The sequence below is a fragment of the Pseudogemmobacter hezensis genome (assembly GCF_013155295.1).
In the GTDB taxonomy this organism is placed as follows: Bacteria; Pseudomonadota; Alphaproteobacteria; order Rhodobacterales; family Rhodobacteraceae; genus Pseudogemmobacter; species Pseudogemmobacter hezensis.
In genome coordinates this window covers 245,599-271,651 of the sequence record NZ_JABJXT010000001.1, presented here as the reverse complement: position 1 = coordinate 271,651, position 26,053 = coordinate 245,599, and the positions used below count along the sequence as shown (strand labels likewise).

Below are 26,053 nucleotides of genomic sequence, written 5' to 3'. Positions count from 1 at the left end.
GCGAAATCCCGCCTATCCAGGCGGGATTGCCCCTATATTTTGTAGTAAACTGCGATTTTTTCCGTGACCTCATTCGCCGATGTCGTTAGACTCGGGCGCTAAGTGGTGTGCTTTGTTCGGGACAGACAGGGCAGCCAGCGGGTCGCAGGGCCCAATCAACCGAGAAAACGGCATTCCGGGGGCGCCCGGAGCAGTAAATATACTTCAGAAAACGCCTTGTTAAGGTTTGCGGGTAATAACCTTGACGATTGGCATACAAGAAACGGACAGGCGGAACCATGGCACTCAATCTGACGATGGCGAACCAGCGTGAAGAGCTGAAGCCGCGCATCACCGTCTTTGGTGTGGGCGGCGCGGGCGGCAACGCGGTCAATAACATGATCGAAAAAGAGCTTGATGGCGTGGAATTCGTGGTTGCGAATACCGATGCCCAGGCGCTGCAGCAGTCCATGGCGCATGCCCGGATCCAGATGGGTCTGAAAGTGACCGAGGGTCTGGGGGCAGGGGCCCGTCCGGCCATCGGCGCTGCTGCTGCCGAAGAAACCATCGAAGAGATTGTCGACCATCTGGCGGGCGCGCATATGTGCTTTATCACCGCCGGGATGGGCGGTGGTACCGGCACCGGGGCCGCGCCGATCATCGCGCAGGCCGCGCGTGAGCTGGGCGTGCTGACGGTTGGCGTGGTGACCAAGCCCTTCTCGTTTGAGGGCGGCAAGCGTATGCGCCAGGCCGAAGAGGGGATCGAGGCGCTGCAGAAGGTGGTCGATACGCTGATCATCATTCCGAACCAGAACCTCTTCCGTCTGGCCAATGACCGCACCACCTTTACCGAAGCCTTTGCAATGGCCGATGACGTGCTTTACCAGGGCGTCAAAGGGGTGACCGATCTGATGGTTCGCCCGGGCATCATCAACCTCGACTTCGCCGATGTCCGTTCGGTGATGGATGAGATGGGTAAAGCCATGATGGGCACGGGCGAGGCTGATGGCGAAGATCGCGCCGTCCAGGCCGCTGAGAAGGCGATTGCCAACCCGCTGCTGGATGAAATCAGCCTCAATGGCGCCAAAGGCGTGCTGATCTCGATCACCGGCGGTCACGACCTGACCCTGTTCGAGCTGGACGAGGCCGCGAATATCATCCGCGAAAAGGTTGATCCCGAGGCGAATATCATCGTCGGTTCCACGCTGGACAATACGATGGAAGGCCGCATCCGCGTTTCTGTCGTTGCCACCGGCATCGATGCGGCGGTTCAGTCAAAGCCTGAGCAGCCGATCGCGCGTCGCCCGATCGCACAGCCGCTGCAACTGCAGCCGACCGCGCAGCATGACGCCCATAGCGACGTGCCCGAAGTGGCTTTTGTGCCCGCAGCGGCGCAGGCCCCGCAGCCAACCTATGCTGCTCCGGCGCAACCGGCCCCCGCTCAGCCGGCTCCGGCTCCGGCCCCGGTCGCGCAGGCTCCTGCAGCACAGGCCCCGGCTTATCAGCCCGCACCGCAGCAGGCTGCTCCGGCCGCGCCGCGTCCGCGTGCGGATGATCTTTTCGGTGCAGGCGACAACAGCCATGGTGGCGCTTTCGCCCCGCGCTATGAGGCCGAGGATCACGGCAATGCTGCCGAAGTCCCGCCGCCGGTCTATCGTCCGCGCCCGGCCGCACCGCAGCCCCAGGTCGCAGCGCCCCGTTCGCCTTCGCTTGAGGCAGAGGCTGGCTCTTTCGTGGCCCCGCGCCCGCATGTGCCCGGTCAGCCCAGCCCGGCGGCCCTGGCCCGTCTGGCCACCGCTGTGCAAAAGAACCCCAAAACCGCGCCTCAGCCCCAGGCTGCAGCCCAGCCAGAGCCCCAGGCCGCAGGTCGTCCGCGCTTCGGGATCGGTTCGCTGATCAACCGTATGGCGGGCCATCTTGAGGGTGGCGCCCAGGCTGAGCGCAGCCCCGCGCAGTCGCATCGTCAGCAGCCGCCCGTCACCTCTTATGATGATGAGGCCGAAGGTGGCAATGAGCAGGACAAGATCGAGATCCCGGCCTTCCTCAGAAGGCAGGCGAACTGAGTTAATCGGGCAAACCGAACCAAACGGGCAGAAACAAAGACGACAAAGGGAGCGATTTATCGCTCCTTTTTTCTTTTTAAAACAAGTGGTTGCATTTGTGACACCGGGTGTCACAAACCGTTGCAAAAGGTGAATTGTGGTTGGCGTTACCTTTTACTAACTACTCTTAACGACGCAGGGGAGACCTTCTCTCTGAGCGAAAAGAGCAAAGCCGGAACGGCAGGCTGACAGCCAGACTGATCAGTCAGACCACCGGAAACGAAAGAGGCACCAGGGTGCAGAACACACTGAATACCGCAGTCAGCTTTGTGGGGGTGGGCCTCCACACCGGCGAGTCTGTCCGCATGACGGTGCGGCCGGCCCCGGCCAATCACGGCATCTGGTTTCGCCGTACTGACATTCTTGCCGATGGCAGCGGCCGTCGCGCCGATGTGCCGGCCATCTGGTCGGCAGTGACGCCGTCTCGCCTGTGCACGGTGGTCGAAAATGCCGATGGCGTTTCGGTCTCAACGATTGAACACCTGACCGCAGCCCTGGCTGGCTGTGCGATCCACAATGCGCTGATCGAGATTGATGGCGGCGAAGTGCCGATCCTTGACGGCTCGGCCGAACCCTTCGTCCAGTCTTTCCTGGCAGCTGGCCTTAAGGCGCAGCAGGCAGGCATCCGCACCGTCCGCGTGTTGCGTCCTGTCGAGGTGCGCGAGGGCGAGGCCGTCGCCCGCCTTGAGCCCGCCGATATGCTGGAAATCGACTTCCGTATCGAGTTTGCAGAGGCCGCAATCGGCACCCAGGAACGTCATCTGCGGATGTCGAACGGCGCTTTCGTGCGCGAACTGTCCGATAGCCGCACCTTCTGCCGCCAGTCCGATGTCGATGCCATGCGCGAGCGTGGTCTGGCCCTTGGCGGCACGCTGGACAATGCGGTGGTCTTTGACGGCGATCGTGTCGTCTCGCCCGGCGGTCTGCGCCACGAGGACGAGCCGGTGCGCCACAAGATGCTGGACGCGGTTGGCGATCTGTCGCTGGCAGGCGGGCCGATTCTTGGCCTCTATACCGGCATCCGCGCCGGGCATGCGATGACGAACCGCCTGCTGCGGGCGCTGTTTGCCGATCCTGAGAACTTCCGTATCGAGGAAAGCTCGTCGCGGATCGGCGGGAAGCTGCCTGGAATCGGTGTGCATATGGGGGACCTGCCCTCGTCCAGACGGCGTGCTGCCTGAAGCTATACGCTGAATTCAGGCGTTTCATGAAGTTACGGCTGCGCAAAGGCGAATAAAGGCATTTTGCGCAGCCGATTTTTCTGTGCTAGGACAGGGCAAATCGCCAGGATGCGCCCCGTAAGAACGGGCCATCGGCAGGTCTTTGGGGAGGGCCCCATCGGCCTCCAGGCAGGTCCGGGCAAGGAAGTCAGGTTTGGGTAAGCGGAATATGGCAGGCAAGGCACCGCGGCAAAAGACACCGGGGAAAATGATACCGGGGCAAAACGCGCGGCAATTGCGGATCGGTGCGGCATTGCTGCTGACGGTCGCGCTTTCGGCCTGCGGCGGTGGCGGTAAGCCCTCCAAGACAGAGGCGCTTGAGGCGCTGACCGCAGAAGAGATCTATCGCAAGGGCGAGTTAGAGCTGGAAACCGCCCGTCGCGCAGGCGACTCGCTGATGTATTTCCAGGAGGTTGAGCGGCTTTATCCCTATTCGGAATTTGCCCGCCGCGCCCTGATCATGCAGGCTTTCGTTAATCACAAGACGAAGAAATACGAAGAGGCCCGCGCCGCGGCGCAGCGTTTCATCGATTTCTACCCCGATGACGAAGATGCGCCCTATGCCGCCTATCTGATGGCGCTGAGCTATTACGACCAGATCGAGGATGTTGGCCGCGACCAGGGCCTGACTTTCCAGGCGCTTGTAGCGCTGCGCGAAGTGATCGAGCAATATCCCGACAGCGAATATACCACCTCGGCGATCATGAAATTCGATCTCGCCTTTGACCATCTCGCGGCAAAGGAAATGGAGATCGGGCGCTACTATCTGAAAAAACGGCACTACACGGCGGCGCTGAACCGCTTCCGCACGGTTGTGCAGGATTATCAGACCACCACCCATACTGCCGAGGCGCTTTACCGTCTGATCGAATGCTATCTGGCGCTTGGCTTTGAGGCCGAGGCCCAGACCGCAGGCGCGATCCTGGGCTATAACTACCAGTCCTCGCCCTTCTACCAGGAAGGTTTCAACCTGTTGAAAGGCAAAGGACTTTCGCCCGAGGTCAAAGGTGACAGCTGGCTGTCGAAGGCCTATCGCCAGATGGTGCGGGGCGAATGGCTGTAAGAGGGCAGGGCTGGGGCAGATGCCCCATGCCCGGCTTGTCTCTGCGCTGAGGCCGGAAATACCTATGCTGATCTCGCTTGAAATCCGCGATATTCTGATCATTGACCAGCTCTCGCTTGAATTGGGCGAGGGGCTGAATGTGCTGACCGGAGAGACCGGGGCGGGCAAGTCGATCCTGCTTGATGCGCTTGGCATGGTGCTGGGCTGGAAAGGGCGGGCAGACCTGGTGCGCCAGGGCGCAGCCAAAGGCGAGGTGGCGGCGGTATTCGCGCTGCCCCCCGGCCATCCGGCGGCGGCGATCCTGGAAGAGGCCGGGGTCGAAATCGGCGACGATGCCGGCGGAGAGCTGATCCTGCGCCGTGTCGCCCATCCCGACGGGCGGCGTCAGGCCTGGGCCAATGACCGCCGCGTCTCAACCGAGGTGCTGCGCAACCTCTCGGAAACGCTGGTGGAATTGCACGGTCAGCATGATGATCGCGGCCTTCTGAACCCGCGCGGCCATCGTACTTTGCTGGATCTGTTCGGGGCCTTCGACCTTGCGCCCCTGCGCGATCTCTGGACTGCGCGGCGGCAGGCCCGTGAGGCACTCAGCGCCGCCGAAGAACAGATCGCCCGCGCCAAAACCGAGGAAGATTTCCTGCGTCACGCCGTGGGTGAGCTGGAGCGCCTCGCCCCCGAGGCGGGCGAAGAGGCGGCGCTTGATGCGAAACGGCGGCTGATGCAGGCGGCAGGTCGCATCCGCGAGGATGTCGCAAAGGCGCTGGCGGCCCTTTCTGAAGATGGGGCCGAGGGCCGGATGCGCGATGCCAGCCGCTGGCTGGAAGGCGCCGCCGATAAGGCCGAAGGCCGCCTGAATGAGCCCCTCTCCGCGCTTTCCCGGGCGATGATCGAACTTTCTGAGGCGCAATCGGGCATTGAGACGGCGCTGCATGCGCTCGATTTCGACCCCGCCGCGCTGGAAAGCACCGAAGAACGCCTCTTTGCGATCCGGGCGGCTGCGCGAAAACACGGCGTCTCGCCCGATGATCTGGCCGCCTATACCGCCAGCCTCAGCGCAAGGCTTGAGGCGCTGGATGCGGGCGAGGCGGGGCTTGGCCGTCTGGCGGCGGCCGTTGCCGCGGCTGATCAGGCCTGGTCTCTTGAGGCCGAGCGGATCACGGGCCTGCGGCAGCGGGCGGGCGAGCGGCTCGATGCCGCGATGGCCGCCGAGCTTGCGCCCCTCAGGATGGAGCGGGCGGTTTTTCGCACCGTAATCACCAGGGGCGATCCGGGCCCCGACGGCCAGGATCAGGTGACCTTCACCGTCGCAACCAATCCCGGTGCGCCCCCCGGGCCTTTGAACAAAATCGCTTCTGGCGGCGAGCTGTCGCGCTTTTTGCTGGCGCTGAAGGTTTGCCTGACCGGCGGCGGCACCGGCCTGACGATGATCTTTGATGAGATCGACCGCGGCGTCGGCGGGGCCACGGCGGATGCCGTCGGGCGCAGGCTGCGCGATCTGGCGGTCGAGGCCCAGGTGCTGGTCGTGACGCACTCGCCCCAGGTCGCAGCCCTCGGCCGCCACCACTGGCGGGTCGAAAAGCGGGTGGAGGGTGATGTCACGCTTTCAACCGTGGTCGCGCTGTCTGAACCCGAGCGCGTCGAGGAAATCGCGCGGATGATTTCCGGCGATACCATCTCGGATGCCGCCCGCGAGGCGGCCCGCAGTCTGATCAGCGCCTGATCCCGCTGCTGCACATCTGGCATTTTACAACTGGCACCTGGCATCTGGCACTGGGGCGCGGCTTGCAGTAAGAGGGGCCCATCCTTCATCCTGATCTGCATCCCGCCCCGATTCAGGCCCGCATCCCGGAGAGCGCCCATGAAAGCCGCCGTCATCACCTTTCCCGGCTCGAACTGCGACCGTGACCTTGCCGTAGCCTTTGAAAAGGCAGGCTTTCAGGTCACCCGCGTGTGGCATAAGGACAGCGAATTGCCCGCAGGCACCGATGTTGTCGGCGTGCCTGGCGGCTTTTCCTACGGCGATTACCTGCGCTGCGGTGCCATCGCCGCCCAGTCCCCCATCGTGGGGGCGGTCAAGGCGCATACCGAACGTGGCGGCTATGCGATCGGCATCTGCAATGGCTTCCAGATCCTGACTGAGATGCGTCTTTTGCCCGGCGTTCTGATGCGCAACAGCGGGCTGAAATATATCTGCCGCACGGTCACCCTGAAAGTGGCCACCACCCAGTCTGCCTTTACCGCAAACTATGCCAAAGGCGATGAAATCCGGGTGCCGATTGCCCATCACGACGGCAATTATACCACCGATGCCGAAACGCTTGCGCGCCTGCAGGCCGAGGATCGCATCGCCTTCACCTATGGCGAGAACCCCAATGGCTCGATGGGCGATATTGCCGGGGTGCTTTCTGAAAACCGCCGGGTGCTGGGGATGATGCCGCACCCCGAGCGCGCTTTCGAGCCGCTGCACGGCTCAAAAGACGGGGCTGCGCTCTTTGCCTCGCTGATGGGCGGGTTGGCGCTGGCCTGAGGCACCTTGCCTTGAGGGGCATCGCCGCGCCCATTACCTTAGCCGCATGTCACGCGCCGATGCCTCTTCCATGACCGAAAAACCGCAGGGTATGCCCTGGCAGGTCAAGGTGATTATTGCGCTTCTGGTTGTGGTGGCGATTGGTGTCATGCTGGTCTCGAACCGCTGGCTGACCGAGCGCTTTACCGATTCGAACCGCAACCGATCCGACGTGCGGCTGGCGCTTTATTCCGGCAACCTCGTGTCAGAGTTGCAGCGGACCTCGGTGGTGCCGCTGCTTTTGTCGCGTGACCCTGATCTGATCCTCGCGCTGAAAGAGGGCAATTTCTCCCGCACCTCGGCCAAGCTGATCGCGCTGCAGGCCGAAATCGGCGTGGCCTCGATCCGGCTGCTGGATATCAGCGGCCGGGTGGTGGGGGCTACGAATCGCAATATCCTTGGCTCCAGCTTCCGGCAGGAGGGGTATTTCGTCGATGCGCAGCGCACCAATGAGACGATCTTCACCGCCAGCCCCCGCGATTCGGGCGGCTATGATTTCAGCTATAGTCGGGCGATCCGCTCTGACGGCAAGGTGCTGGGCGTTATCGTCGTCTCGGTCGATCTGCTGAAATATGAACGCGCCTGGTCGGGGCTGAATGACGCGGTGGTGGTCACCAATTCCGAGGGCACGGTGATCCTGACCACGGTGCCCAGCTGGCGGGGCAGGGCGCTGAATGAGGCGATGGCCGGTGCGCCGCCCGCCAATGCCTTTGAAACCTTTGTCGAGGGTGTCGCCGACTGGGCCCGCCCGCGCCCTGATGCCGTCCTGCAGGATGTGCCGGTGATGAAAACCGAGGCGCGGATCCCGTTTCGCGGCTGGCGCATCGTCACTTTCACCGATTACACCCAGGTCCGCGAAAAGGTGAACGGGATCCTGGCCCTTGAGATCATGGGCTTTGCGATCCTGATGACCATCGCGTTTTACTTCCTGACGCGCAGGGCCTGGTCCAGATCGCTGTCTTTACAGCGTGAATCGGCAGAGCTGCGGGCGCTGAACGTGCGCCTTCAGCGCGAGATTGCCGAGCGCGAAAAGGTCGAGGCGAACCTGCAGGTGGCCGAGCAAACGCTGGAGCAATCCTCGAAACTGGCCGTGCTGGGTGAGATGTCTGCCGCCGTCAGCCATGAGCTGAACCAGCCGCTGGCGGCGATGAAAACCTATCTCGCGGGGGCGCGGCTGTTGTTGCAGAGGAAACGCCCCGAAGAGGCGCTGTCCTCGTTCCAGCGGATCGACGATCTGATTGACCGCATGGGCTCGATCACCAGGCAGCTGAAATCTTATGCGCGCAAAGGCGGCGAGGCCTTCGAGCCTGTCGATCTGCGGGCCTGCGTATCTTCCGCGCTGGCGATGATGGAGCCGCAGCTGAAAAGCCGGGTCGTCAAGATCGTGCGGGGCATGCCGCGCCAGCCGGTGATGGTCATGGCTGATCGCATCCGGCTGGAACAGGTGATCATCAACCTTTTGCGCAATGCGCTGGATGCGCTGCGCGATGTGGAAAAGCCGCAGATCGAGCTGCTTCTCGCCGCGGGCGAGACGGCGACCCTGACGGTGCGCGACAATGGGCCGGGGATTATCGACCTCGATAACCTTTTCGAGCCCTTCTACACGACGAAAAAACCCGGTGAGGGCGTGGGGCTTGGCCTTGCGATCTCTTCGGGGATTGTAACCGATCTGGGGGGTCGTCTGACCGCCCATAATGGCGAAGCCGGGGAAGGTGAGACGGGAGGCGCGGTCTTTGAGATGCAGCTTCCGATCCTTGGCGACGCAAGACAAGCAGCAGAATGAGGTCAGATATGGCACGCGCGATGAAAGTGGCGATCGTCGATGATGAGGCGGATATGCGCGCCTCGATCAGCCAGTGGCTGGCGCTTTCGGGCTTTGAAACCGAGACCTATCCTTCGGCCGAGGATGCGCTGAAGGGGATCGGCGCCGATTTTTCCGGCGTGGTTGTCTCGGATATCAAGATGCCCGGCATGGATGGGATGGCGTTTCTGAAAAAGCTGATGAGCCTTGATTCCGGCCTGCCGGTGATCATGATCACCGGCCACGGTGATGTGCCGATGGCGGTTGAGGCGATGCGTGTCGGCGCCTTCGATTTCCTGGAAAAGCCCTTCAACCCTGACCGGATGACGGAGCTGGCGAAAAAGGCCACCAATGCGCGGCGGATGACGCTGGACAGCCGGGCGCTGCGCAAGGAACTGTCGGACGGCAGCACCATCATGTCGAAACTGGTCGGAACCTCCCCCGCGATGGAGCGGCTGCGCGAGGATATTCTCGACCTCGGTCAGGCGGATTCACACGTTCTGATCGACGGCGAGACCGGAACCGGCAAGACGCTGGTGGCCCATGCACTGCATGCGGTGGGGCCGCGGGCGTCGAAGAAATTCGTCTCGGTCTCTTGCGCGGCCTGGTCCGAGGATCAGCTTTCGGCGAAGCTTTTCGGCCCCGGCGAGGATGGCGCGATCCCGCTGGTGGAAGAGGCCCGTGGCGGCACGCTTTTGCTGGAAGACATCGAGGCGCTCAGCCAGGGTCTGCAGGCCCGCCTTCTGACCTTTATCAACGACCAGGGCCTGCCGCCCGAGACGCGGATCATCGCCATTCGCAACCAGCAGGCCCAGGACCTGACGCTGGAGCAATCGCTGCGCCCCGATCTTTTCTACCGCCTTGGCGCGATGACCATCGTGCTGCCGCCCCTGCGCGCGCGGGGCGAGGATATCCTGCAGCTTTTCACCCGGCTGTCAGAGCAATTCTCGGAAGAATACGGTTGCGACGCCCCCCAGGTCACCGCGCAAGAGGCCGCGCAGCTGTTGCAGGCCCCCTGGCCCGGCAATGTGCGCCAGCTGGTCAATATCGCTGAACGCGCGGTCTTGCAAAACCGCCGTGGCACCGGCTCGATCGCGTCCCTGCTGATGGCTGATAATGAGGCCTCCGGCCCCGCCATGACGACCGAGGGCAAGCCGCTGAAAGAATATGTCGAGGCATTCGAGCGGATGCTGATCGACAATACGATGCGCCGCCATAAGGGCAGCATCGTTGCGGTGATGGAGGAACTGTGCCTGCCGCGCCGGACGCTGAACGAGAAGATGGCGAAGTATAACCTGCAGCGCTCAGACTACGTGTAACGGGGCGCATCAGCGGGGGCGCATTGCGGGCGCTTGCCACAGGCTGCGGCCGGGGTGAAGATACCTTGTCCCGCAATGCCAGCGGCGTGCCAGAGGTTTGTGATGCGTTTCCCCCGCCTGTTTCACCGCCTGCTTTCCCGTCTGCTTGCCCGTCTGACCCTGGCCTTCTCAGCCGGGCTGGCAGCGACCCTTGTTCAAAGCCAGCCTGCCGCAGCGGAATGTCTGGGCAATGGCTGCTACAGCGGGCTCGGGCTGCTGATCCTGGTGGCTTTGGCCTATCTGGTCGCGCTGATCGCGCTGCTGGTGCTGGTGATCCTGCGCAAATGGCGGTCGGCAAAGATCCTCTTGCTGGGGGCGGCGTTGGTCGTGGTCGGCCTTCCGCTGGTCACTGAGATCACCGCCCGCGCCCGCGACTGGTGGGTGTCACGGGCCGAGATCATGGGCGAGCCGCCAAATCTGGCCACCCGGGTTCCCTTGCTGATCAATACCACGCTGAGCTGTGACACACTTTGCAAGGCGGTGATCGAGGGGGCGCATCCGCGTGGCATCATCGCCCTTGTGATCGCCGATGATCCCCGCGCCGCCAGTTACAGCTGGCTAAATCAGCCACCGCTGACGCCCGCGCCGGGGGGGATTGAGGCCGCGCTTGGGCCAGCCCCAGCCCCGGCCCCAGCTACAGCTACAGCCCCAGTTTCGGCACCAGCCGGGGGCGAGGCGCCCGTCCTGACCGAAAGCGCCGCCCATCTGGCGGCGCAGCATCTGGAATACTGGTATTTTGTCGAGGCAGGCGGGCTGGCCCGCCAGGCCCTGACAAAGGCCGAGCGTGAAAGATTTGCCGCGAATGTCGATTATCTGGTGATGGTCGGATCGGTCTGGGGCATGCGGGACGAACCTTTTACCGCCCAGGATCTCTGGCGGCGCTCATCAGAGCTGGCTGCGATCCCCGGGTCTGCGACGCTGCGGCTGGCACTTGGCGCTTTCCCTGCGGCAGGTGATCCCGATTTCGCAAGGCTGCAGCCCGATCTGCTTGAGGTGTACAGCGGTGCCGGCTATCTGCGCATCCCCCTGATCCTGGGGGAAAATGGGCTTCTCGACAGAAGCGTGGCCCATCCCATGGCCCAGCGGTTTCGGGATGCGATCTGCCAGCGCCCTGACGGGCTGGCGACGTCAGACTGCTATTTTGACGACTACGTCTGGTCAGATCCAGACCCCGCCTGGCGCTGATGGCAAAAGCCGCAGCACTGGCGGCGGCTGCGCCTGATCGCGGGGGGCAAGAGATTTCCGTTGCTCTTTACCCGTCTTTGATCGTAGGTTGACGACTATGGCCGTTTTGTAACGGTCAAAGAAATTCTCTCCCCTTCTGTGGGCATGGTGCGGATCTGTCGCGCCGCCCCTGACCGGGAGCCGGATCGGCCGCAAGGCTGTGCACATTGCCCGGCGGGCCAGCGTCTCCTTTGTGAGGCGCCCGCAGGGCCAGAAAGGCGGGGGCCTGAACCCCCAGGACGTAACCGCGATGAGGCGCGTGAGCAGTGAAACGATTGGCGATACCGGCCCTTGCGGCCGGCTGAGCCCGTTTGCGCCCGCCGCCCGCGCTCAGACAAGCCGCCCCGAACCGTATGATCTGCCCCCCGGCCCTGTTTCAGGGCCACCGGGGGCCTTTGTGCCTGCGGGGCGCAATGGACAAACATGGCTAAGAAGATGCTTATCGACGCCACCCATCCCGAAGAGACCCGGGTTGTCGTGGTGGACGGAAACAAGGTCGAAGAATTTGACTTTGAAACAATAAACAAGCGCCAGCTGGCGGGGAATATCTACCTCGCCAAGGTGACGCGGGTCGAACCCTCGCTGCAGGCGGCCTTTGTGGATTATGGCGGCAATCGCCACGGCTTCCTGGCTTTCGCCGAGATCCATCCGGATTACTACCAGATCCCGGTCGCTGACCGTCAGGCCCTGCTGGCCGAGGAACGCGCGCTGGCGCGTGAGGAAGAGGAAGAGGAAAACCGCCGCTCGCGTCGCCGCAAACCGGCGCCCCGGGCCGAGCGCGCGCCCGCCGATCCCAGCGTCTCTGCCCCGGTTGCGGGTGAGGCTGCCGCGCACAGCGAAATGGATGTGATCGACCTCTCTGCCGATGAGGGCGAAGAGGCGGTCGCGGTCGTCGCCGCAGAGCTTCCCGAAGAAGCTGTGGCTGAGGCGGTTGATACGGTCGGGGCCGTTGCTGAGGTCGCCGACAGCGCCGCAGAGGCCGCAGCGCCTGCTGAAGAGGCAGCTGAGGCTGCGCCCGAAGCGGAGGCCGAAGAAAATGCCGAGGCGGATGAGGCTGGCGATCACGAAGATCACGCGGGCCATGACCATCACGGCTCTGCCAGCGCCGATGAGATCGAGACCATCGCCGAAGAGGATGTCTCGGAAGAGATCGCCGCCCCGCGCCGCCAGCGCCTGCGCAAATACAAGATCCAGGAAGTGATCAAGGTCCGGCAGATCATGCTGGTCCAGGTCGTCAAGGAAGAGCGTGGCAACAAGGGCGCGGCGCTGACCACCTATCTGTCGCTGGCGGGCCGCTACTGCGTGCTGATGCCGAACACCGCGCGTGGCGGTGGCATCTCGCGCAAGATCACCCAGGCCGCCGACCGTAAGAAGCTGAAGGAAATCGCGGGCGAGCTGGAGGTGCCGGAAGGCGCAGGCCTGATCATCCGCACTGCGGGCGCCAAGCGGACCAAGCCGGAAATCCGGCGCGATTACGAATACCTCATGCGGCTTTGGGAACAGATCCGCGATCTGACGCTGCGCTCGGTCGCGCCTGCCGCGATCTATGAGGAAGGCGATCTGATCAAGCGCACGATCCGCGACCTCTACTCGCGCGAGATCGACGAGGTGCTGGTCGAGGGCGAGGCGGGCTACCGTTCCGCCAAAGACTTCATGCGCATGATCATGCCCGCGCATGCCAAACAGGTGAAGCGCTACGACGAGCCGATGCCGCTTTTCGCCCGCTACCAGGTCGAAAGCTATCTGGGCGGCATGTTCAACCCGGTCGTACAGCTGAAATCGGGCGGCTATATCGTCATCGGCATCACCGAGGCGCTGGTCGCGATCGACGTGAACTCGGGCCGGGCGACGAAAGAGGGCTCGATCGAGGACACCGCGCTCAAGACCAACCTTGAGGCCTGTGACGAGGTCGCCCGCCAGCTGCGTCTGCGCGATCTGGCCGGGCTGATCGTGATCGACTTCATCGACATGGAAGAGCGCAGGAATAACGCCTCGGTCGAGAAGCGTCTGAAAGACCGGCTGAAAACCGACCGTGCGCGGATCCAGGTGGGCCGGATTTCCGGCTTTGGCCTGATGGAAATGTCGCGCCAGCGGCTGCGTCCGGGTATGCTGGAATCGACCACCCAGCCTTGCCCGCATTGCCATGGCACCGGGCTGATCCGCTCGGATGACAGCATGGCGCTGACCATCCTGCGCGCGCTGGAGGAAGAGGGCACGCGCAAACGCTCGAAAGAGGTGCTGCTGAAGGCGCCGATCTCGATTGTTAACTACCTGTTCAACCATAAGCGCGAACATATCGCTCTGATCGAGGCCCGTTACGGCATGGCCGTGCGGATGGAGGCGGACCCGCATATGGTCTCGCCCGATTATGAGCTGGAGAAGTTCAAGACCGCGACCCGTGCTCTGCCAGAGCCGAGCCAGGTCATCTCGGGTCATGCCGGGCTGATGGGCGATCTGGTCGAGGAGGAAGATGAAGACCTCATCGACGAGGCGCTGGAAGAGGAAGAAGCCGCCGATGAAGAGGCGGCAGTCACCACTACGGCCGAGGGCAAGGATGATGCCGCGGGCGAGGGTGGCAACAAGAAAAAGCGTCGTCGTCGTCGTCGTCGTCGTGGCGGGCGTGATGGCCAGGATGGTGCCGCTGAGGGTGCTGAGGCCGGCTCTGACGAGGCGGATGAAGATGATGCGGGCGACGCTGGCGAGCAGTCTGCCGAGGGGCAGGATGTAAGTGACGCCGCAGCTGCCACCCAGCAAGAGGTGGCAGAGGCTGCGCCGGTGGCGAAGTCGAGATCGCGCTCACGCTCGCGCTCGAAGTCGGCAACTGCGAAAGCGGCGGCCGAGGTGGTTGCGGCTGAGGTCGCTGCGGCGGAGGCAGGTGCTGCCGATCAGGCTGTGCCTGCCGAGGCAGCAGCCGGTGCCGCAGATGAAGCGGCGGTGCCAGAGGCTGATCCAGCAGCTGCGACACCTGCGGCAAAACCACGTCGCAGCCGTGCGAAATCGGCTCGGGCGGCGTCTGCAGAGGCCGTGACAGAGGCGGCGGATGCATCCCCCGCAGATGAAGCTGCGACAGCTGAGGCCGTGGCGGATACGGCTGCGGATACGGCAGAGGCTGCGCCCAAAAAGGCAAGCCGCAGCCGGGCATCGGGTGCCAAAGCCGCTGCGAAACCTGCGGCGGAAAAGGCGACGGGTCGCGGATCGCGTGCGAAAAAGGCAGAGGTCGTTCCGGCTGATGATGCGCCCGCAGCGGAGCCTGTCGAAACGGTTGCCGCCGCGCCTGTTGCAGAGGCTCCGAAAGTTGAGGCCCCTGTAGCCGAAGCCCCTGTAGCCGAAGCCCTGACAGGGCAGGCCCCCGCCGTCGCGGCTGAGACCGTGGCTTCGGAACCCACAGAGGATCCGGCGGATGATGATCGTCCGCGCCGCAAAGGCTGGTGGTCACAAAACCGCTGATCGGGTCCGAAAATATGGGACAAAAGGGGGCCTTCCTGGCCCCCTTTTTCATTTGGAAAAGAACGTAAGTCCAAAGGCGCAGGCGGCCCCGATGACCCGCCGGGCCTGTGACCGATCCGCGCCCTGGGCATGGCAAACCGCCAGATGGTCAGATGTGCCGGGCCGGGGGGATTCGCCCAGGGCATCACAGCTTCTTCGGTGTCCTGACGAAAACTTCTGCCATTCGGCCCAATTCGGATATCCTGTTTGCTCGCGCCGACTTATATCAAAACTTTGTTCCCCGTTTATAGCTTGCACCTTTTTTGTGCAGGAAGGATATTCCTCTCAGCTCGCGGCGGGCTTTGGGCGCCGTGTCAAATATTCCGAGGCTGATACTATGTCATTCTTTTCCCTTTCGCGCCGCGCGGCGCTGACCCTTGCTGCGACGGCCCTGCTGGCCCCCGCTTTCTCGGCGGCTGCCTTCGCTGAAAATGCCGCACTGAAAGTCGGCATCATGGGTGGCGAGGACGAAGTCGTCTGGGCCGTGGTCGCCGAGCAGGCAAAGCCGCTGGGCCTCGACATTTCGACCGTGATCTTCAACGATTACACCCAGCCCAATGAAGCGCTGGCCCGCAATGAAATCGACGCCAATGCCTTCCAGCATCTGCCCTACCTTGAGGCGCAGATCGAGGCGCATAAATATGAGATCACCCCGGTGATCGACACTGCGATCTTCCCGATCGGTGTCTATTCCAAAAAGCACAAGTCGCTGGAAGAGCTGCCCGAGGGCGCTGTCGTCGGCGTGCCGAATGACCCCTCAAACGGCGGGCGCGCGCTGAAAGTGCTGGAGCAGCTGGGCCTGATCAAGGTCAATCCTGACGCAGGGATCCTCGCGACCGTGATCGACGTGACCGAGAACCCGAAAAACCTCGACCTGCGCGAGCTGGACGCTGGCGTTGTGGGCCGGGCGATTGACGATCTCGACGCCGCCGTCGTCAATACCGACTGGGCCGCCAAGGCAGAGCTGCTCGACAGCCGCATTGCCGAGGAATCGGGCGTGAACAACCCCTATACCAACTTCATTGCGGTCCGCACCGCCGATAAAGACGCCGAATGGGTTGGCAAACTGCGCGAGGCCTTCCAGACCGACGCTGTGAAAGCGGCCTATGCGGATGCCTATAAGGGCTCGGCGGTTCCCGCCTGGTAAGTTTGGGTATAAGGAATACGGATCAGGGCGCCCGGAGCTTTCCGGGCGCCCTGACTGATTGAAGGGTCTGACCGATGGAAAGACCTGACTGATTGAAGGAACGGCCGATGGCTGAGACAGATCACCAGATGGATGCAGGGACCGGAGCCGCAACGGGGGCAGACCGCCCGGTCGTGCAGCTGGAAAATGTGACCCGGCGTTTTTCAGACCGTCCGGCGCTGGACGATATCTCGTTGCAGCTGGGGCGGGGAGAGATTGTCGGCCTGATCGGGCGCTCTGGTGCGGGGAAGTCGACGCTGATCCGCTGCCTGAACGGGCTTGACCGGCCGCAGGGGGGCCGCGTGGTGATCGACGGCACCGATATCTCGCAGCTGTCGGAGCAGGCGCTGAACCCGGTGCGGCGGCGCATCGGCATGATCTTCCAGCATTTCAATCTGTTATCGGCCAAAACGGTTGCGGATAATGTGGCGCTGCCACTGAAAATCGCGGGCATGCCCCGGCCCGAACGTATGCGTCGGGTGATGGAGCTGCTTGATCTGGTTGGCCTCGCCGATAAGGCGGCGGCCTATCCGGCGCAGCTTTCGGGCGGCCAGAAGCAGCGCATCGGCATTGCGCGGGCGCTGGCGCCAAAGCCGCTTTTGCTTTTGTCGGATGAGGCGACCTCGGCGCTTGATCCTGAGACCACGCAGTCGATCCTGGCGCTTTTGAAGGATGTGAACCGCCAGCTGGATGTGACGATCCTGATGATCACCCATGAGATGGAGGTGGTCCGCCAGATCGCCCATCGCGTGCTGGTGCTGGACGCGGGCCGCATCGTCGAAGAGGGCCCGGTCGCCCGCGTGCTGGCCAGCCCGCAGACCGAAACGACGCGCAGCCTGCTGCGTGGGCTTTCCCCGGTGTTGCCGGGGGATCTTCTGGCGCTGATCCGGCCTCAGCCGGGGCAGGGTGATCAGGCGCTGATCCGGGTTGATGTCTATGGCCCCGATGCCCGCAGGCCGCTGCTGGCGCAGATCGAGGCGATCACCGGGCATCCGGCGCGGCTGTTGCATGGCGGCCTGAACGATGTGCAGGGAGAGCCCTATGGCCGGCTGTTCCTGGGGCTGGGCAGCAGCGATCCCGCCCATGTCGCGGCTGTCGCGGCGCAACTGAAACCACAAACCACGGCAATCGAGGTGCTTGGCTATGTCCCAGCAAATGTTTGATACCCTGCTGGGCTGGGCGATGACCCGGCCGATGTTCGACCTGCTGCTGAAGGGGCTGTGGGAGACGATCTATATGACCGCCGCCTCGGGGGCTTTGTCTTTCGTGATCGGTCTGCCGCTGGCCCTGGTGCTGGTAACCACCGACAAAGGCGGGATTTTCCAGAACCTTCTGGTCAATCGAAGCCTTGGCTGGGTGGTGAATGCGCTGCGCTCGGTGCCGTTTATCATCCTGCTGGTGGCGGCTATTCCACTGACGCGCTGGCTGGTCGGCACCGCCATCGGGGTGACGGCGGCGATCGTGCCGCTGACGCTGGCGGCGGCGCCATATTATGCGCGGGTGGCCGAGGTCTCACTGCGTGAGGTTGACCGGGCGCTGATCGACGCCGCCCGCGCAATGGGCGCCACGCGGATGACGATTCTGCGTGAGGTGCTGGTGCCAGAGGCGCTGCCGGGCCTTGTCTCTGGCTTCACGGTCACGATGGTGACGCTGATCGGGGCCTCGGCCATGGCGGGCGCGGTGGGCGCAGGGGGCCTTGGCGATATTGCGATCCGCTATGGCCATCAGCGCTTTGAGACGACGATCATGGTGGCGGTGGTGGTGATCCTGATCGTGATGGTCTCAATCATGCAATGGGCCGGAGATGCGCTGGCACGGCGCATCGACCATCGTCAGGGGTGATGCGGCTTGGCACGGCACATCGATCATCGTCAGGGCTGATGTCATTCTTGCTGCGGCACCTGGGATGCCGGGTGCCACAGCGGGCGTCTGCATCAAGACTCTGCGGCATAAGGCTGCGGCATAAGGCAATGAAAATACGGATAAGCTGATCCCAAATAGAAAAGCCGCAGATCAAAGCTGCGGCCTGCAATCACATCAATCTAAGGGATTATCCCAGACTGGAGCGGGCGAGGCGATTCGAACGCCCGACCCTAACCTTGGCAAGGTTATGCTCTACCCCTGAGCTACGCCCGCACCGGTCTGGATGGCGGTGATCTACCCGCCCCGGCTGGGCTGCGCAAGAGGGGAAATGCAAAAAAATCATCAAAGGCGTTTCGTGGTGGGTCGGGCCTCATTGCCGCCGCTCAGATGTTTGCGCCGCAGGTGTTTGCGCGGATGCTTTGTGCGATGTCATGCAGCAAGGCGGCGGTCTCTGCTGGCCTTGCGAAAAAGGGCGCATGCCCGCAGGCAAGTATCAGGCGATTGGCCTCTGGCACCTGCGTCGCCATTTTTCGCTGATATTCCGGTGGGATAGCGCGATCGTCGTCACAGGTGATGTAATAGCGGGGCAGGGCGAGCGAGCGTTCGGTGACAGCCACCGCCTCTTCTTGCGGCGCGATTGCTTCGGGGGCCATCTGGTGGGCCGCAAGCGCGCGGTCCTCTTCCGGGCAGTCGTGGAAGAACAGCGCCTCCGCCGCCTCGGGTGCGAAATCATAGCAGCCCCGGGCAGCGTCGATGCGCAAAGCCGGGCGCAGCGGCTGGCTGTCCTGACGACGCCGCAATGACGCGACCGAGGCCCCGTCATCCGGCAGATAGGCGCAAAGCCAGACCAGGGCTGCAACCTTTTGCGGGTCCATCTCGGCTGCGGCTGTCATTGCCACCCCGCCTGCCGAATGGGCGACCAGGATCGTTGGGCCAGTCAGACGGGCCAGGATCGCCTGGGCCTGGTCGCGCAGGCTGGCATCGTGATAATTGCGGCGCGGCAGGTCGATGGCATGGGCGCGGTGCCCAGGTGCCTGCAGCGCCGGGATCACCCGCTGCCAGCACCAGCTGCCAAAGCAGGAACCGTGGATCAGCGCGAAATCAGCCCCGACCTCAGCCCCGACCTCAGACATGCCCGATCCGGTTCAGAAAATCCTGGATGACGGTCACATAGGCCTCGGGCTGTTCGGCCACCGGGATATGGCCCGCATCGCGCATCAGGCTGAACTGATGGCCCGGGATCAGATCGGCGGTTTCGCGGATCAGATCGGCGGGCGTTGCACCATCATGCCCGCCTGCAATCACCAGCGTCGGCAGCCGCAGCGTGGCGGTTGTTTCATAGAAATCGGTGCCGGCAATGGCGCTGGCCGCGCCGATCCAGCCCTCGGGGCGGGTGGCCAGGAAGCGCGCGCTCAGCCCCGGCAGCGCCGGGTTTTGTCGCCAGTTGCGGCCCAGCCATCGCTCCATCGTGGCGTCATGCAGCGCGGCCATGCCCCCCTCGCGCACGAGGTCGATCCGCTGCTGCCATTGGGCTGCGGTGCCGATCCGCGCGGCGGTATTCGACAGCACCAGCCCGCGCACCAGATCCAGCCGTTTGACCGCCAGGCCCTGGGCGATCAGCCCGCCCAGCGACAGGCCGATCACCACGCTGTCTTGCAGGCCGAAGTGATCCATCAGCCGCTCTGTGTCCTGAATCAGGCTGCCCATCTTATAGGGCGGCGGCGGGCAGTCGCTGGCCCCGTGCCCGCGCAGATCAAAGCTGAGGATGCGGTGGCGGGGAAGGGCCTGGATCAGCGGCTGCCAGATCTGATGGTCCAGGCCAAGCGCGTGGATCAGCACCAGCGCCGGGCCATCGGGCGGCCCATCCAGACGGGCGTTCAGGCGAAGATCAGGCAGGAAAACAAGCGGCATGTTCGATTTCTGTAATTTCAGGGGTCAATTTTCGCAGGAAATCCCGCGAAAATGTTGGATATACGTAAGCGGTTTTCCTCAGGGCCTCTGATCCAGCGCCTGGCGGAACACCTCTTCAGCGACATTGCCGCCAGAGGCGATGCAGATCACATCCGCTGTCAGATCCTTTGCAAAAAGCGCCGCCGCCAGGGCGACCGCGCCGCCCGGCTCCAGCACAAGGCGCAGATGGCGGAAGGCCAGCGCCACCGCCTGCAAAGCCTGGGCATCGCTGACCACAAGCCCTGGCCCGGCATGCTCGCGCAGGATCGGGAAGGTCATCTGGCCTGGCGTCGGCGTCAGGATCGCATCACAGACCGAGCCGCTGAGGCGCGGATTGCGCAGCCGCTCACCCGCCGCCAGCGAGCGGGCCATATCGTCAAATCCTTCGGGCTCAACCGTGCGCAGACGCAGGTCAGGGGCCCGCGCGGCCAGGGCCAGTGCGACGCCCGAGGAAAGGCCGCCGCCACCGCAGGGCACCAGAACCTGGGCCTGTTCGATCCCGGCCGCCTGGGCGTCAGCCGCGATCTCCAGGCCCAGTGTGCCCTGGCCTGCGATCACCTCGGGGTGGTCATAGGGCGGGATCAGGGCATAGGCGCGGCTTTGCGCGATCTCCTGCGCGATGGCGTCGCGGTCCTCAGTGGCGCGGTCGTAAAGCACCACCTCGGCCCCCCAGGCGCGGGTGTTATCCATCTTCACCTGCGGCGCATCTTTCGGCATCAGGATCACGGCGGCGATGCCATGGCCTTTCGCGGCCCGCGCCACGCCCTGCGCGTGATTGCCAGAGGACATCGCAATCACCCCTTTGGTGCCTGCAGGCAGGGCCGAGACCGCCGCCCAGCCGCCACGGGCCTTGAAACTGCCGGTCACCTGCAGCGATTCCGCTTTCACAAAGATGCGCCGCCCGGCGATCTGGTCCAGCAGCGGCGCATTCAGCAGCGGCGTGCGCTGGATATGGCCGCTGATCCGCTGGGCTGCGGCCTCGATCATGGTGATGTTCATTGCATTTCTCCGATCCAGGCGGTGAGCGCGGTGATTGATTGTGGTTCGTTCAGCAGGGGCACATGGCCGCGCCCGGGCACTTCGGCAAAGATCAGGCCGGGTTGGATCTCGCGCATTTTGCGGGCGGTATCCTCGCGCAGCAGATCGGAATTGGCGCCCCGGATCAATGCCAGTGCGAGGCCGTCGCAGCCGTGCCAGAGCGGCCAGAGATCGGGCAGGGGCTGCGCCGGATCAAAGGCGGCAAGGAAGCTGTCGCGCAGGCGCGGGTCATAGCGCAGCCGCAGCCCGTCCGGGTGCTGGGTGAACAGGCGCCCGGCCATCTCTTGCCAGTCGGTCAGGGAAAGTCCGGTAAAGCCGGGGCTGTTCGCGGCCATCAGTCCGGCCATTTCGGCCAGGGTTCTGGCCTGAGGCGCTTTGCCGATCCGGGCGGCGATCTTGCCCAGCCCGCCCAGGTCGATCTCGGGGCCGATATCATTGAGACAGATGCCCAGCAGGCGCTCTTTGGCGGTCGCTGCCAGCAAAAGCGCGATCAGCCCGCCGCGAGAGGTGCCAAGGATGGCCGCTTTTTCGATCCCCAGATGATCCAGCAGCGCCAGCGCATCTGCGGCCTCTTGCGCGACGGTATAGCTGTCGGGGCCGGTGAAATCGCTGTCGCCGCGCCCGCGGTAATCCATGCGGATCACCCGGCAGCCCGACAGCCCGGGCAGAGCGGGCAGGAAGTCGTCGCGGTTGCGCGTCAGCCCGGCCAGACACAGAACCGGCAGGCCATTTCCGGGCCCGTCCAGTGCATAGGCCAGTCTTGCGCCGTCGGTGGCGGTGAAGAAGTGGCGGGGGCTGTCACTATGGGGCATGGCGCGGTGCCTTGTGCTGGATCGAAAAACCGGAGCGGCGATTTTGCTGACAGACTGCCCGTTGTCGCGCCTGGACGAAAGGGGGGCGAAAGAGCGCCGCAAACGGGGCCTGTAAACCGGGCGTGTAAACGGGGCCTGTAAACCGGACGCGCAAACGGGGCGCGCAAACGGGGTGGCGCGCTGAAATCCCGGAAAATCGGCCAGGGCGCGACATCTGAGCGCTTGCTGCCCGGTCGGTTCAGCCGTAAGTCCGGCCCAAAGCCCGCGCAACCGACCCTTTCGGGCCGCTTATTTGTTGTGCCCGGAATGAACCGAAGCCAATGAACCGAAGCCGGAGCCCCGGCCAAAGCCCCAGAGCCGGAGCACCGGCCAAAGCCCCAGGAGCCCTCATATGGCCCGTAAGCCAGCGACTGCCAGCCTGACCCATGAGAATGAGCGCCCGGCGGCGCGCAAGGTCTCGGCGCTTGGCGGGCTGAGGCCCTTCCTGCGGCCGTATCGGATGATGCTGGTGCTGGCGCTGCTGGCGCTGACGCTGACGGCAGGGGTGACGCTGCTGCTGCCCCTGGCGGTGCGCCGGGTGGTTGACGGTTTTGGCAATCATCTCGAGCTGCTCGACAGCTATTTCTCGGCCTTTTTGCTGATCGCGGCGCTTTTGGCCCTGGGCACCGGGCTGCGCTACTACGTCGTCACCCGGCTGGGCGAGCGGGTGGTCGCCGATATCCGCCGCGCGGTGTTCGATCGCGTCAGCCGGTTGTCGCCCGCGTTTTACGAGAAAACCATGACCGGCGAGGTGGTCTCGCGCATCACCACCGACACCACGCTGATCCTTTCGGTGATCGGCTCTTCGGTCTCGGTTGCCTTGCGCAATCTGCTGATGCTGATCGGCGGGCTGATCATGCTGCTGCTGACCTCGGCAAAACTGACGGGGCTGGTCTTGCTGATCGTGCCTGCGGTGGTGGTGCCGATCGTGGTGATGGGGCGGCGGCTGCGGCGGCTGTCCAGGGAAAACCAGGACTGGATCGCCGACAGCTCCGGCATGGCATCCGAGGCGCTTGGCGCGATCCAGACCGTGCAGGCCTGCACCAATGAGGCGGGCACCTGCGCCGAATTCGCCCGCGTTACCGAGGAAAGCTACCGCTCGGCCAAAACCCGCATCGGCACCCGTGCGATCATGACCGTGATCGTGATTTTCCTGGTTTTCGCCGGGATTGTCGGGGTTTTGTGGATCGGGGCGCGTGATGTGCGTGCCGAGGTGATGTCGGTCGGCGAGCTGATCCAGTTCGTGATCTACGCGGTGCTGGTTGCCGGATCGGTTGGCGCGCTGTCAGAGATCTGGGGCGAGCTGCAACGTGCTGCGGGCGCGACCGAGCGACTGACCGAGCTTTTGCATATCGAGGATACGGTGCGCGATCTGCCACAGCCTGCGGTGCTGCCGCATCCGGTGCGCGGCGCGATTGCATTTGAGAATGTCAGTTTCAGCTATCCGACGCGCCCCGATTACAAGGCGCTGAATGAGGTCTCGTTCCGGATCAACCCCGGCGAGACGGTGGCGCTGGTCGGGCCCTCGGGCGCGGGGAAATCCACCGTTCTGCAACTGATCGAGCGGTTCTACGACCCGGTATCGGGACAGATCACCCTGGATGGCGTGGCGCTGGATCAGCTGTCGCGTGAGGCTTTCCGGCGGGAAATTGCGCTGGTGCCGCAGGATCCGGTGATCTTTGCGATGTCGGCGAAAGAGAATATCCGCTTTGGCCGCCCCGATGCCACAGATGCCGAGGTTGAGGCCGCGGCAAAACGGGCCGAGGCGCATCAGTTCATCACCGCGCTGCCCCAGGGCTATGACAGCCAGCTGGGCGAGCGCGGCGTGATGCTGTCGGGCGGTCAGCGGCAGCGGATCTCGATTGCGCGGGCGATTTTGCGCGATGCCCCGGTGCTTTTGCTGGATGAGGCAACCTCGGCGCTGGATGCGGAATCCGAGGCGGCGGTCCAGGCGGCTTTCGCGGGTATTGCCGAAGGGCGCAGCACGATTGTCGTCGCGCATCGCCTGGCCACCGTGAAAAGCGCCGACCGCATCCTGGTCTTCGATGGCGGCCGTATCGTGGCCGAGGGCACGCATGAAAGCCTGGTGCGCGAGGGCGGGCTTTATGCGCGGCTGGCGCGGCTGCAGTTCACCGACGGGCTGGCGGCCTGAGGGGCTGATCTGACGGGATAATCCTGGAAAAAGGATTGGCATTTCGCGCCCTTATCGCCACATTCACCAGGGGCCGCCCTGCAGGAGACAGGGCCCGGCCCGGGTTAAGTCCGATTGGAGGGGTATATGTCCGGTGTTGATGTGGCGGATCAGGCGGATTCGCAGGCCGTCTTTGCGACGCTGGCCGATGTGAAGGCGCTTGAGGCCCAGGCCCCCTGGTCGGGCCGCGATGTGGCAAAGACCATCTATCAGGCCCTCAGCCGCACCCGCGCCAGCCACGGCAGCCGTGATGCGATCAGCTTTCAGCTGCTGTCAGATCCGGGCGCGCATAAGACCACGCTCAGCTGGGCGGAACTGCACCGCCAGGTCACTCAGGCCGCCAATCTTTTGCGCAGCCTGGGCATCGGGCCCCAGGATGTGGTGGCCTATATCCTGCCCAATACCACAGAGACCGTGGTCACCCTGCTGGGGGGCATGGTCGCGGGCATCGTGAACCCGATCAATCCCTTGCTGGAGGCGGCCCAGATCGCCTCAATCCTGCGCGAGACCAGGGCGAAAGTGGTCGTCACGCTGCGGGCCTTCCCGAAATCCGATGTCAGCCAAAAAGTGGCCGAGGCGCTGCGCGAGGCCCCCGATGTCCGCCATCTGCTTGAGGTCGATCTGCTGACCAATCTGACCGGGCTAAAGCGGCTGGTCGTGCCCTTCATGCGCCCGAAAACGCAGGTGCAGCACCGCGCCAGGCTGCACAGCTTTCACAAAGCGCTGGCCCGCCAGCCCGGCGACCGCCTGACCTTTGAGGACCCCGCAGAGGACCGCGTCGCGGCCTATTTCCACACCGGCGGCACCACCGGCATGCCGAAAGTGGCGCAGCACCGGGTCTCGGGGATGGTCTATAATGGTTGGATCGGGGCGGCTTTGCTGTTTCGGGAAACCGATGTGGTGATGTGCCCCCTGCCGCTGTTCCACGTATTCGCGGTCTATCCGATCCTGATGTCGATGATCGCCTCGGGCGGGCATGTCGTGCTGCCGACCCCGGCGGGTTATCGCGGCGAGGGGGTTTTCGACAATCTGTGGAAGCTGATCGAGCGCTATCGCTGCACCTATCTGGTGACCGTGCCAACCGCGCTGGCGGCGCTGATGCAGCGCCCGGTTGATGCCGATATCTCCAGCCTCAGGGCGGGGTTCTCGGGCTCGGCGCCGATGCCGGCAGAGCTGTACAATCGGTTTAAAAAGGAAACCGGGGTTGAGATCCTTGAGGGCTACGGGCTGACCGAATGCACCTGTCTGGTGGCGGTCAACCCGCCTGAGGGCGCGAAGAAAATCGGCTCGGTCGGGCTGCCCTTTCCCTATACGCATATCCGCATCCTCAACCGCGACAGCGCCGGGCATTACCAGGAGGCGGGCGTCGATGAGGTCGGCGAGATCTGCATCGCCAGCCCCGGCGTCTTTGCGGGTTCAACCTATACCGAGGTGGACAAGAATCACGAACTCTTTGCCGAGGATCGCTTTTTGCGCAGCGGCGATCTGGGGCGGATCGACCCCGAGGGCTATCTTTTCATCACCGGCCGCGCCAAGGATCTGATCATTCGCGGCGGCCATAATATCGATCCGGCAGTGATCGAAGAGGCGCTGATGGGCCATCCGGCGGTGGCGCTGGTCGGCGCGATCGGCCAGCCCGACCCGCATGCAGGCGAGCTGCCCGCCGCCTATGTCGAGCTGGTTCGCGGCGCAAGCGTCACCGAGGCCGAGCTTTTGGACCATGCCGTCCGCCATATCACCGAGCGGGCGGCGGTTCCGAAATTCATCGGCATCCTCGAAGAGCTGCCAAAGACCGCCGTCGGCAAGGTGTTCAAGCCCGATTTGCGCCGCCTGGCGATTGCCCGCATCTATGACGCGGCGCTGGCCAAAGCCGGGTTTTCGATCACCGTGGCCGGGGTGGCGGATGACAAGAAGCTGGGCCTCGTGGCGCAGTTGTATCCCAGGGGCGCGGCAAGTGATGCGCAGATAGCCGAGGCCCTTGGCTGCTTTACCGGCCCCTGGGCCTGGCATGACCAGGACAGCGCCGCAGGGGCGGCGGACCCGAGCGCCATCCCTGGCCCGAAACCGTAAGAGGGCGGCCAAGGCGGAGGGGCCACCCCCCTAGGTTGATCCCAAAGCACACAAAAAAGCCCCGGCGAATGGATCGCCGGGGCTTTTTTGCTGCTGAAATCAGCT

18 protein-coding genes and 1 tRNA gene are annotated in these 26,053 nt (G+C 64.0%); 14 read left to right on the top strand and 5 right to left on the bottom strand.

From position 1 onward, the window contains the following. Positions 1-278: 278 nt before the first annotated feature. From ftsZ to HOY34_RS01190, 12 genes are all read left to right on the top strand, one after another. Positions 279-2,042: a cell division protein FtsZ gene (gene ftsZ, locus HOY34_RS01245; protein WP_172359482.1), complete on the top strand. Its 1,764-nt coding sequence runs from the start codon at positions 279-281 to the stop codon at positions 2,040-2,042. A 275-nt stretch (positions 2,043-2,317) separates the two neighbouring features. Next, entirely contained in the window at positions 2,318-3,262 is a 945-nt protein-coding gene (lpxC, locus tag HOY34_RS01240) for a UDP-3-O-acyl-N-acetylglucosamine deacetylase (protein WP_172359481.1), read from the top strand. A gap of 247 nt (positions 3,263-3,509) precedes the next feature. Continuing rightward, positions 3,510-4,364, top strand: a complete 855-nt coding sequence (locus tag HOY34_RS01235) for an outer membrane protein assembly factor BamD (protein WP_172359480.1) — start codon at positions 3,510-3,512, stop codon at positions 4,362-4,364. Between the two features lie 64 nt (positions 4,365-4,428). After that, positions 4,429-6,084 carry a DNA repair protein RecN gene (recN, locus tag HOY34_RS01230; protein ID WP_172359479.1) on the top strand — a complete coding sequence of 552 codons (1,656 nt, stop codon included), beginning with the start codon at positions 4,429-4,431 and terminating at the stop codon, positions 6,082-6,084. Between the two features lie 138 nt (positions 6,085-6,222). Further along, complete coding sequence (purQ, locus tag HOY34_RS01225) at positions 6,223-6,891, top strand: phosphoribosylformylglycinamidine synthase subunit PurQ (protein ID WP_172359478.1); 669 nt, start codon at positions 6,223-6,225, stop codon at positions 6,889-6,891. 70 nt (positions 6,892-6,961) lie between these two features. Further along, entirely contained in the window at positions 6,962-8,713 is a 1,752-nt protein-coding gene (locus HOY34_RS01220) for a sensor histidine kinase (RefSeq protein WP_253944116.1), read from the top strand. A gap of 8 nt (positions 8,714-8,721) precedes the next feature. Further along, entirely contained in the window at positions 8,722-10,050 is a 1,329-nt protein-coding gene (locus tag HOY34_RS01215; RefSeq protein ID WP_172359476.1) for a sigma-54-dependent transcriptional regulator, read from the top strand. 102 nt (positions 10,051-10,152) lie between these two features. Next, positions 10,153-11,274 carry a hypothetical protein gene (locus HOY34_RS01210; RefSeq protein ID WP_172359475.1) on the top strand — a complete coding sequence of 374 codons (1,122 nt, stop codon included), beginning with the start codon at positions 10,153-10,155 and terminating at the stop codon, positions 11,272-11,274. Positions 11,275-11,736: 462 nt separating this feature from the next. Further along, on the top strand, positions 11,737-14,760 hold the full coding sequence (locus tag HOY34_RS01205) for an Rne/Rng family ribonuclease (RefSeq protein ID WP_172359474.1): 3,024 nt from the start codon (positions 11,737-11,739) through the stop codon (positions 14,758-14,760). Positions 14,761-15,136: 376 nt separating this feature from the next. Then, the gene (locus tag HOY34_RS01200) at positions 15,137-15,946 is read left to right on the top strand and encodes a MetQ/NlpA family ABC transporter substrate-binding protein (protein WP_172359473.1); all 810 of its coding nucleotides are present in this window, start codon (positions 15,137-15,139) and stop codon (positions 15,944-15,946) included. A gap of 107 nt (positions 15,947-16,053) precedes the next feature. Beyond that, entirely contained in the window at positions 16,054-17,148 is a 1,095-nt protein-coding gene (locus HOY34_RS01195) for a methionine ABC transporter ATP-binding protein (RefSeq protein ID WP_172359472.1), read from the top strand. Between the two features lie 19 nt (positions 17,149-17,167). Then, entirely contained in the window at positions 17,168-17,827 is a 660-nt protein-coding gene (locus HOY34_RS01190; protein WP_172359650.1) for a methionine ABC transporter permease, read from the top strand. A gap of 219 nt (positions 17,828-18,046) precedes the next feature. Here HOY34_RS01190 and HOY34_RS01185 read toward each other — a convergent pair. The 5 genes from HOY34_RS01185 to HOY34_RS01165 form a co-directional block, all read right to left on the bottom strand. Beyond that, positions 18,047-18,121 (bottom strand) — tRNA-Gly (locus tag HOY34_RS01185). A gap of 110 nt (positions 18,122-18,231) precedes the next feature. Then, positions 18,232-18,981, bottom strand: coding sequence for an alpha/beta fold hydrolase (locus tag HOY34_RS01180; RefSeq protein WP_172359471.1), 750 nt, complete (start codon positions 18,979-18,981; stop codon positions 18,232-18,234). After that, complete coding sequence (gene pcaD / locus HOY34_RS01175; protein ID WP_172359470.1) at positions 18,974-19,759, bottom strand: 3-oxoadipate enol-lactonase; 786 nt, start codon at positions 19,757-19,759, stop codon at positions 18,974-18,976. Before pcaD ends, HOY34_RS01180 begins: the two co-directional genes overlap by 8 nt. A 78-nt stretch (positions 19,760-19,837) precedes the next feature. Next, complete coding sequence (locus HOY34_RS01170; RefSeq protein WP_172359469.1) at positions 19,838-20,797, bottom strand: threonine ammonia-lyase; 960 nt, start codon at positions 20,795-20,797, stop codon at positions 19,838-19,840. Further along, positions 20,794-21,648 (bottom strand): alpha/beta fold hydrolase, encoded by an 855-nt coding sequence (locus tag HOY34_RS01165; protein WP_172359468.1) that lies wholly within the window; start codon positions 21,646-21,648, stop codon positions 20,794-20,796. Before HOY34_RS01165 ends, HOY34_RS01170 begins: the two co-directional genes overlap by 4 nt. A gap of 391 nt (positions 21,649-22,039) precedes the next feature. Between HOY34_RS01165 and HOY34_RS01160 the strand changes: the two genes are divergently transcribed. Together HOY34_RS01160 and HOY34_RS01155 are read left to right on the top strand one after the other, a co-directional pair. Then, complete coding sequence (locus HOY34_RS01160) at positions 22,040-23,839, top strand: ABC transporter transmembrane domain-containing protein (protein WP_172359467.1); 1,800 nt, start codon at positions 22,040-22,042, stop codon at positions 23,837-23,839. 126 nt (positions 23,840-23,965) lie between these two features. Beyond that, entirely contained in the window at positions 23,966-25,948 is a 1,983-nt protein-coding gene (locus HOY34_RS01155) for an acyl-CoA synthetase (RefSeq protein WP_172359466.1), read from the top strand. Positions 25,949-26,053 lie beyond the last annotated feature (105 nt).

Excerpts from the sequence above, each read along its gene's own strand:
- ftsZ (WP_172359482.1), top strand. The coding sequence starts at position 279 with ATGGCACTCAATCTGACGATGGCGAACCAGCGTGAAGAGCTGAAGCCG.
- HOY34_RS01235 (WP_172359480.1), top strand. The coding sequence starts at position 3,510 with ATGATACCGGGGCAAAACGCGCGGCAATTGCGGATCGGTGCGGCATTG.
- recN (WP_172359479.1), top strand. The coding sequence starts at position 4,429 with ATGCTGATCTCGCTTGAAATCCGCGATATTCTGATCATTGACCAGCTC.
- purQ (WP_172359478.1), top strand. The coding sequence starts at position 6,223 with ATGAAAGCCGCCGTCATCACCTTTCCCGGCTCGAACTGCGACCGTGAC.
- HOY34_RS01220 (WP_253944116.1), top strand. The coding sequence starts at position 6,962 with ATGACCGAAAAACCGCAGGGTATGCCCTGGCAGGTCAAGGTGATTATT.
- HOY34_RS01215 (WP_172359476.1), top strand. The coding sequence starts at position 8,722 with ATGGCACGCGCGATGAAAGTGGCGATCGTCGATGATGAGGCGGATATG.
- HOY34_RS01210 (WP_172359475.1), top strand. The coding sequence starts at position 10,153 with ATGCGTTTCCCCCGCCTGTTTCACCGCCTGCTTTCCCGTCTGCTTGCC.
- HOY34_RS01205 (WP_172359474.1), top strand. The coding sequence starts at position 11,737 with ATGGCTAAGAAGATGCTTATCGACGCCACCCATCCCGAAGAGACCCGG.
- HOY34_RS01200 (WP_172359473.1), top strand. The coding sequence starts at position 15,137 with ATGTCATTCTTTTCCCTTTCGCGCCGCGCGGCGCTGACCCTTGCTGCG.
- HOY34_RS01195 (WP_172359472.1), top strand. The coding sequence starts at position 16,054 with ATGGCTGAGACAGATCACCAGATGGATGCAGGGACCGGAGCCGCAACG.
- HOY34_RS01190 (WP_172359650.1), top strand. The coding sequence starts at position 17,168 with ATGACCCGGCCGATGTTCGACCTGCTGCTGAAGGGGCTGTGGGAGACG.
- HOY34_RS01180 (WP_172359471.1), bottom strand. The coding sequence starts at position 18,981 with ATGTCTGAGGTCGGGGCTGAGGTCGGGGCTGATTTCGCGCTGATCCAC.
- pcaD (WP_172359470.1), bottom strand. The coding sequence starts at position 19,759 with ATGCCGCTTGTTTTCCTGCCTGATCTTCGCCTGAACGCCCGTCTGGAT.
- HOY34_RS01170 (WP_172359469.1), bottom strand. The coding sequence starts at position 20,797 with ATGAACATCACCATGATCGAGGCCGCAGCCCAGCGGATCAGCGGCCAT.
- HOY34_RS01165 (WP_172359468.1), bottom strand. The coding sequence starts at position 21,648 with ATGCCCCATAGTGACAGCCCCCGCCACTTCTTCACCGCCACCGACGGC.
- HOY34_RS01160 (WP_172359467.1), top strand. The coding sequence starts at position 22,040 with ATGGCCCGTAAGCCAGCGACTGCCAGCCTGACCCATGAGAATGAGCGC.
- HOY34_RS01155 (WP_172359466.1), top strand. The coding sequence starts at position 23,966 with ATGTCCGGTGTTGATGTGGCGGATCAGGCGGATTCGCAGGCCGTCTTT.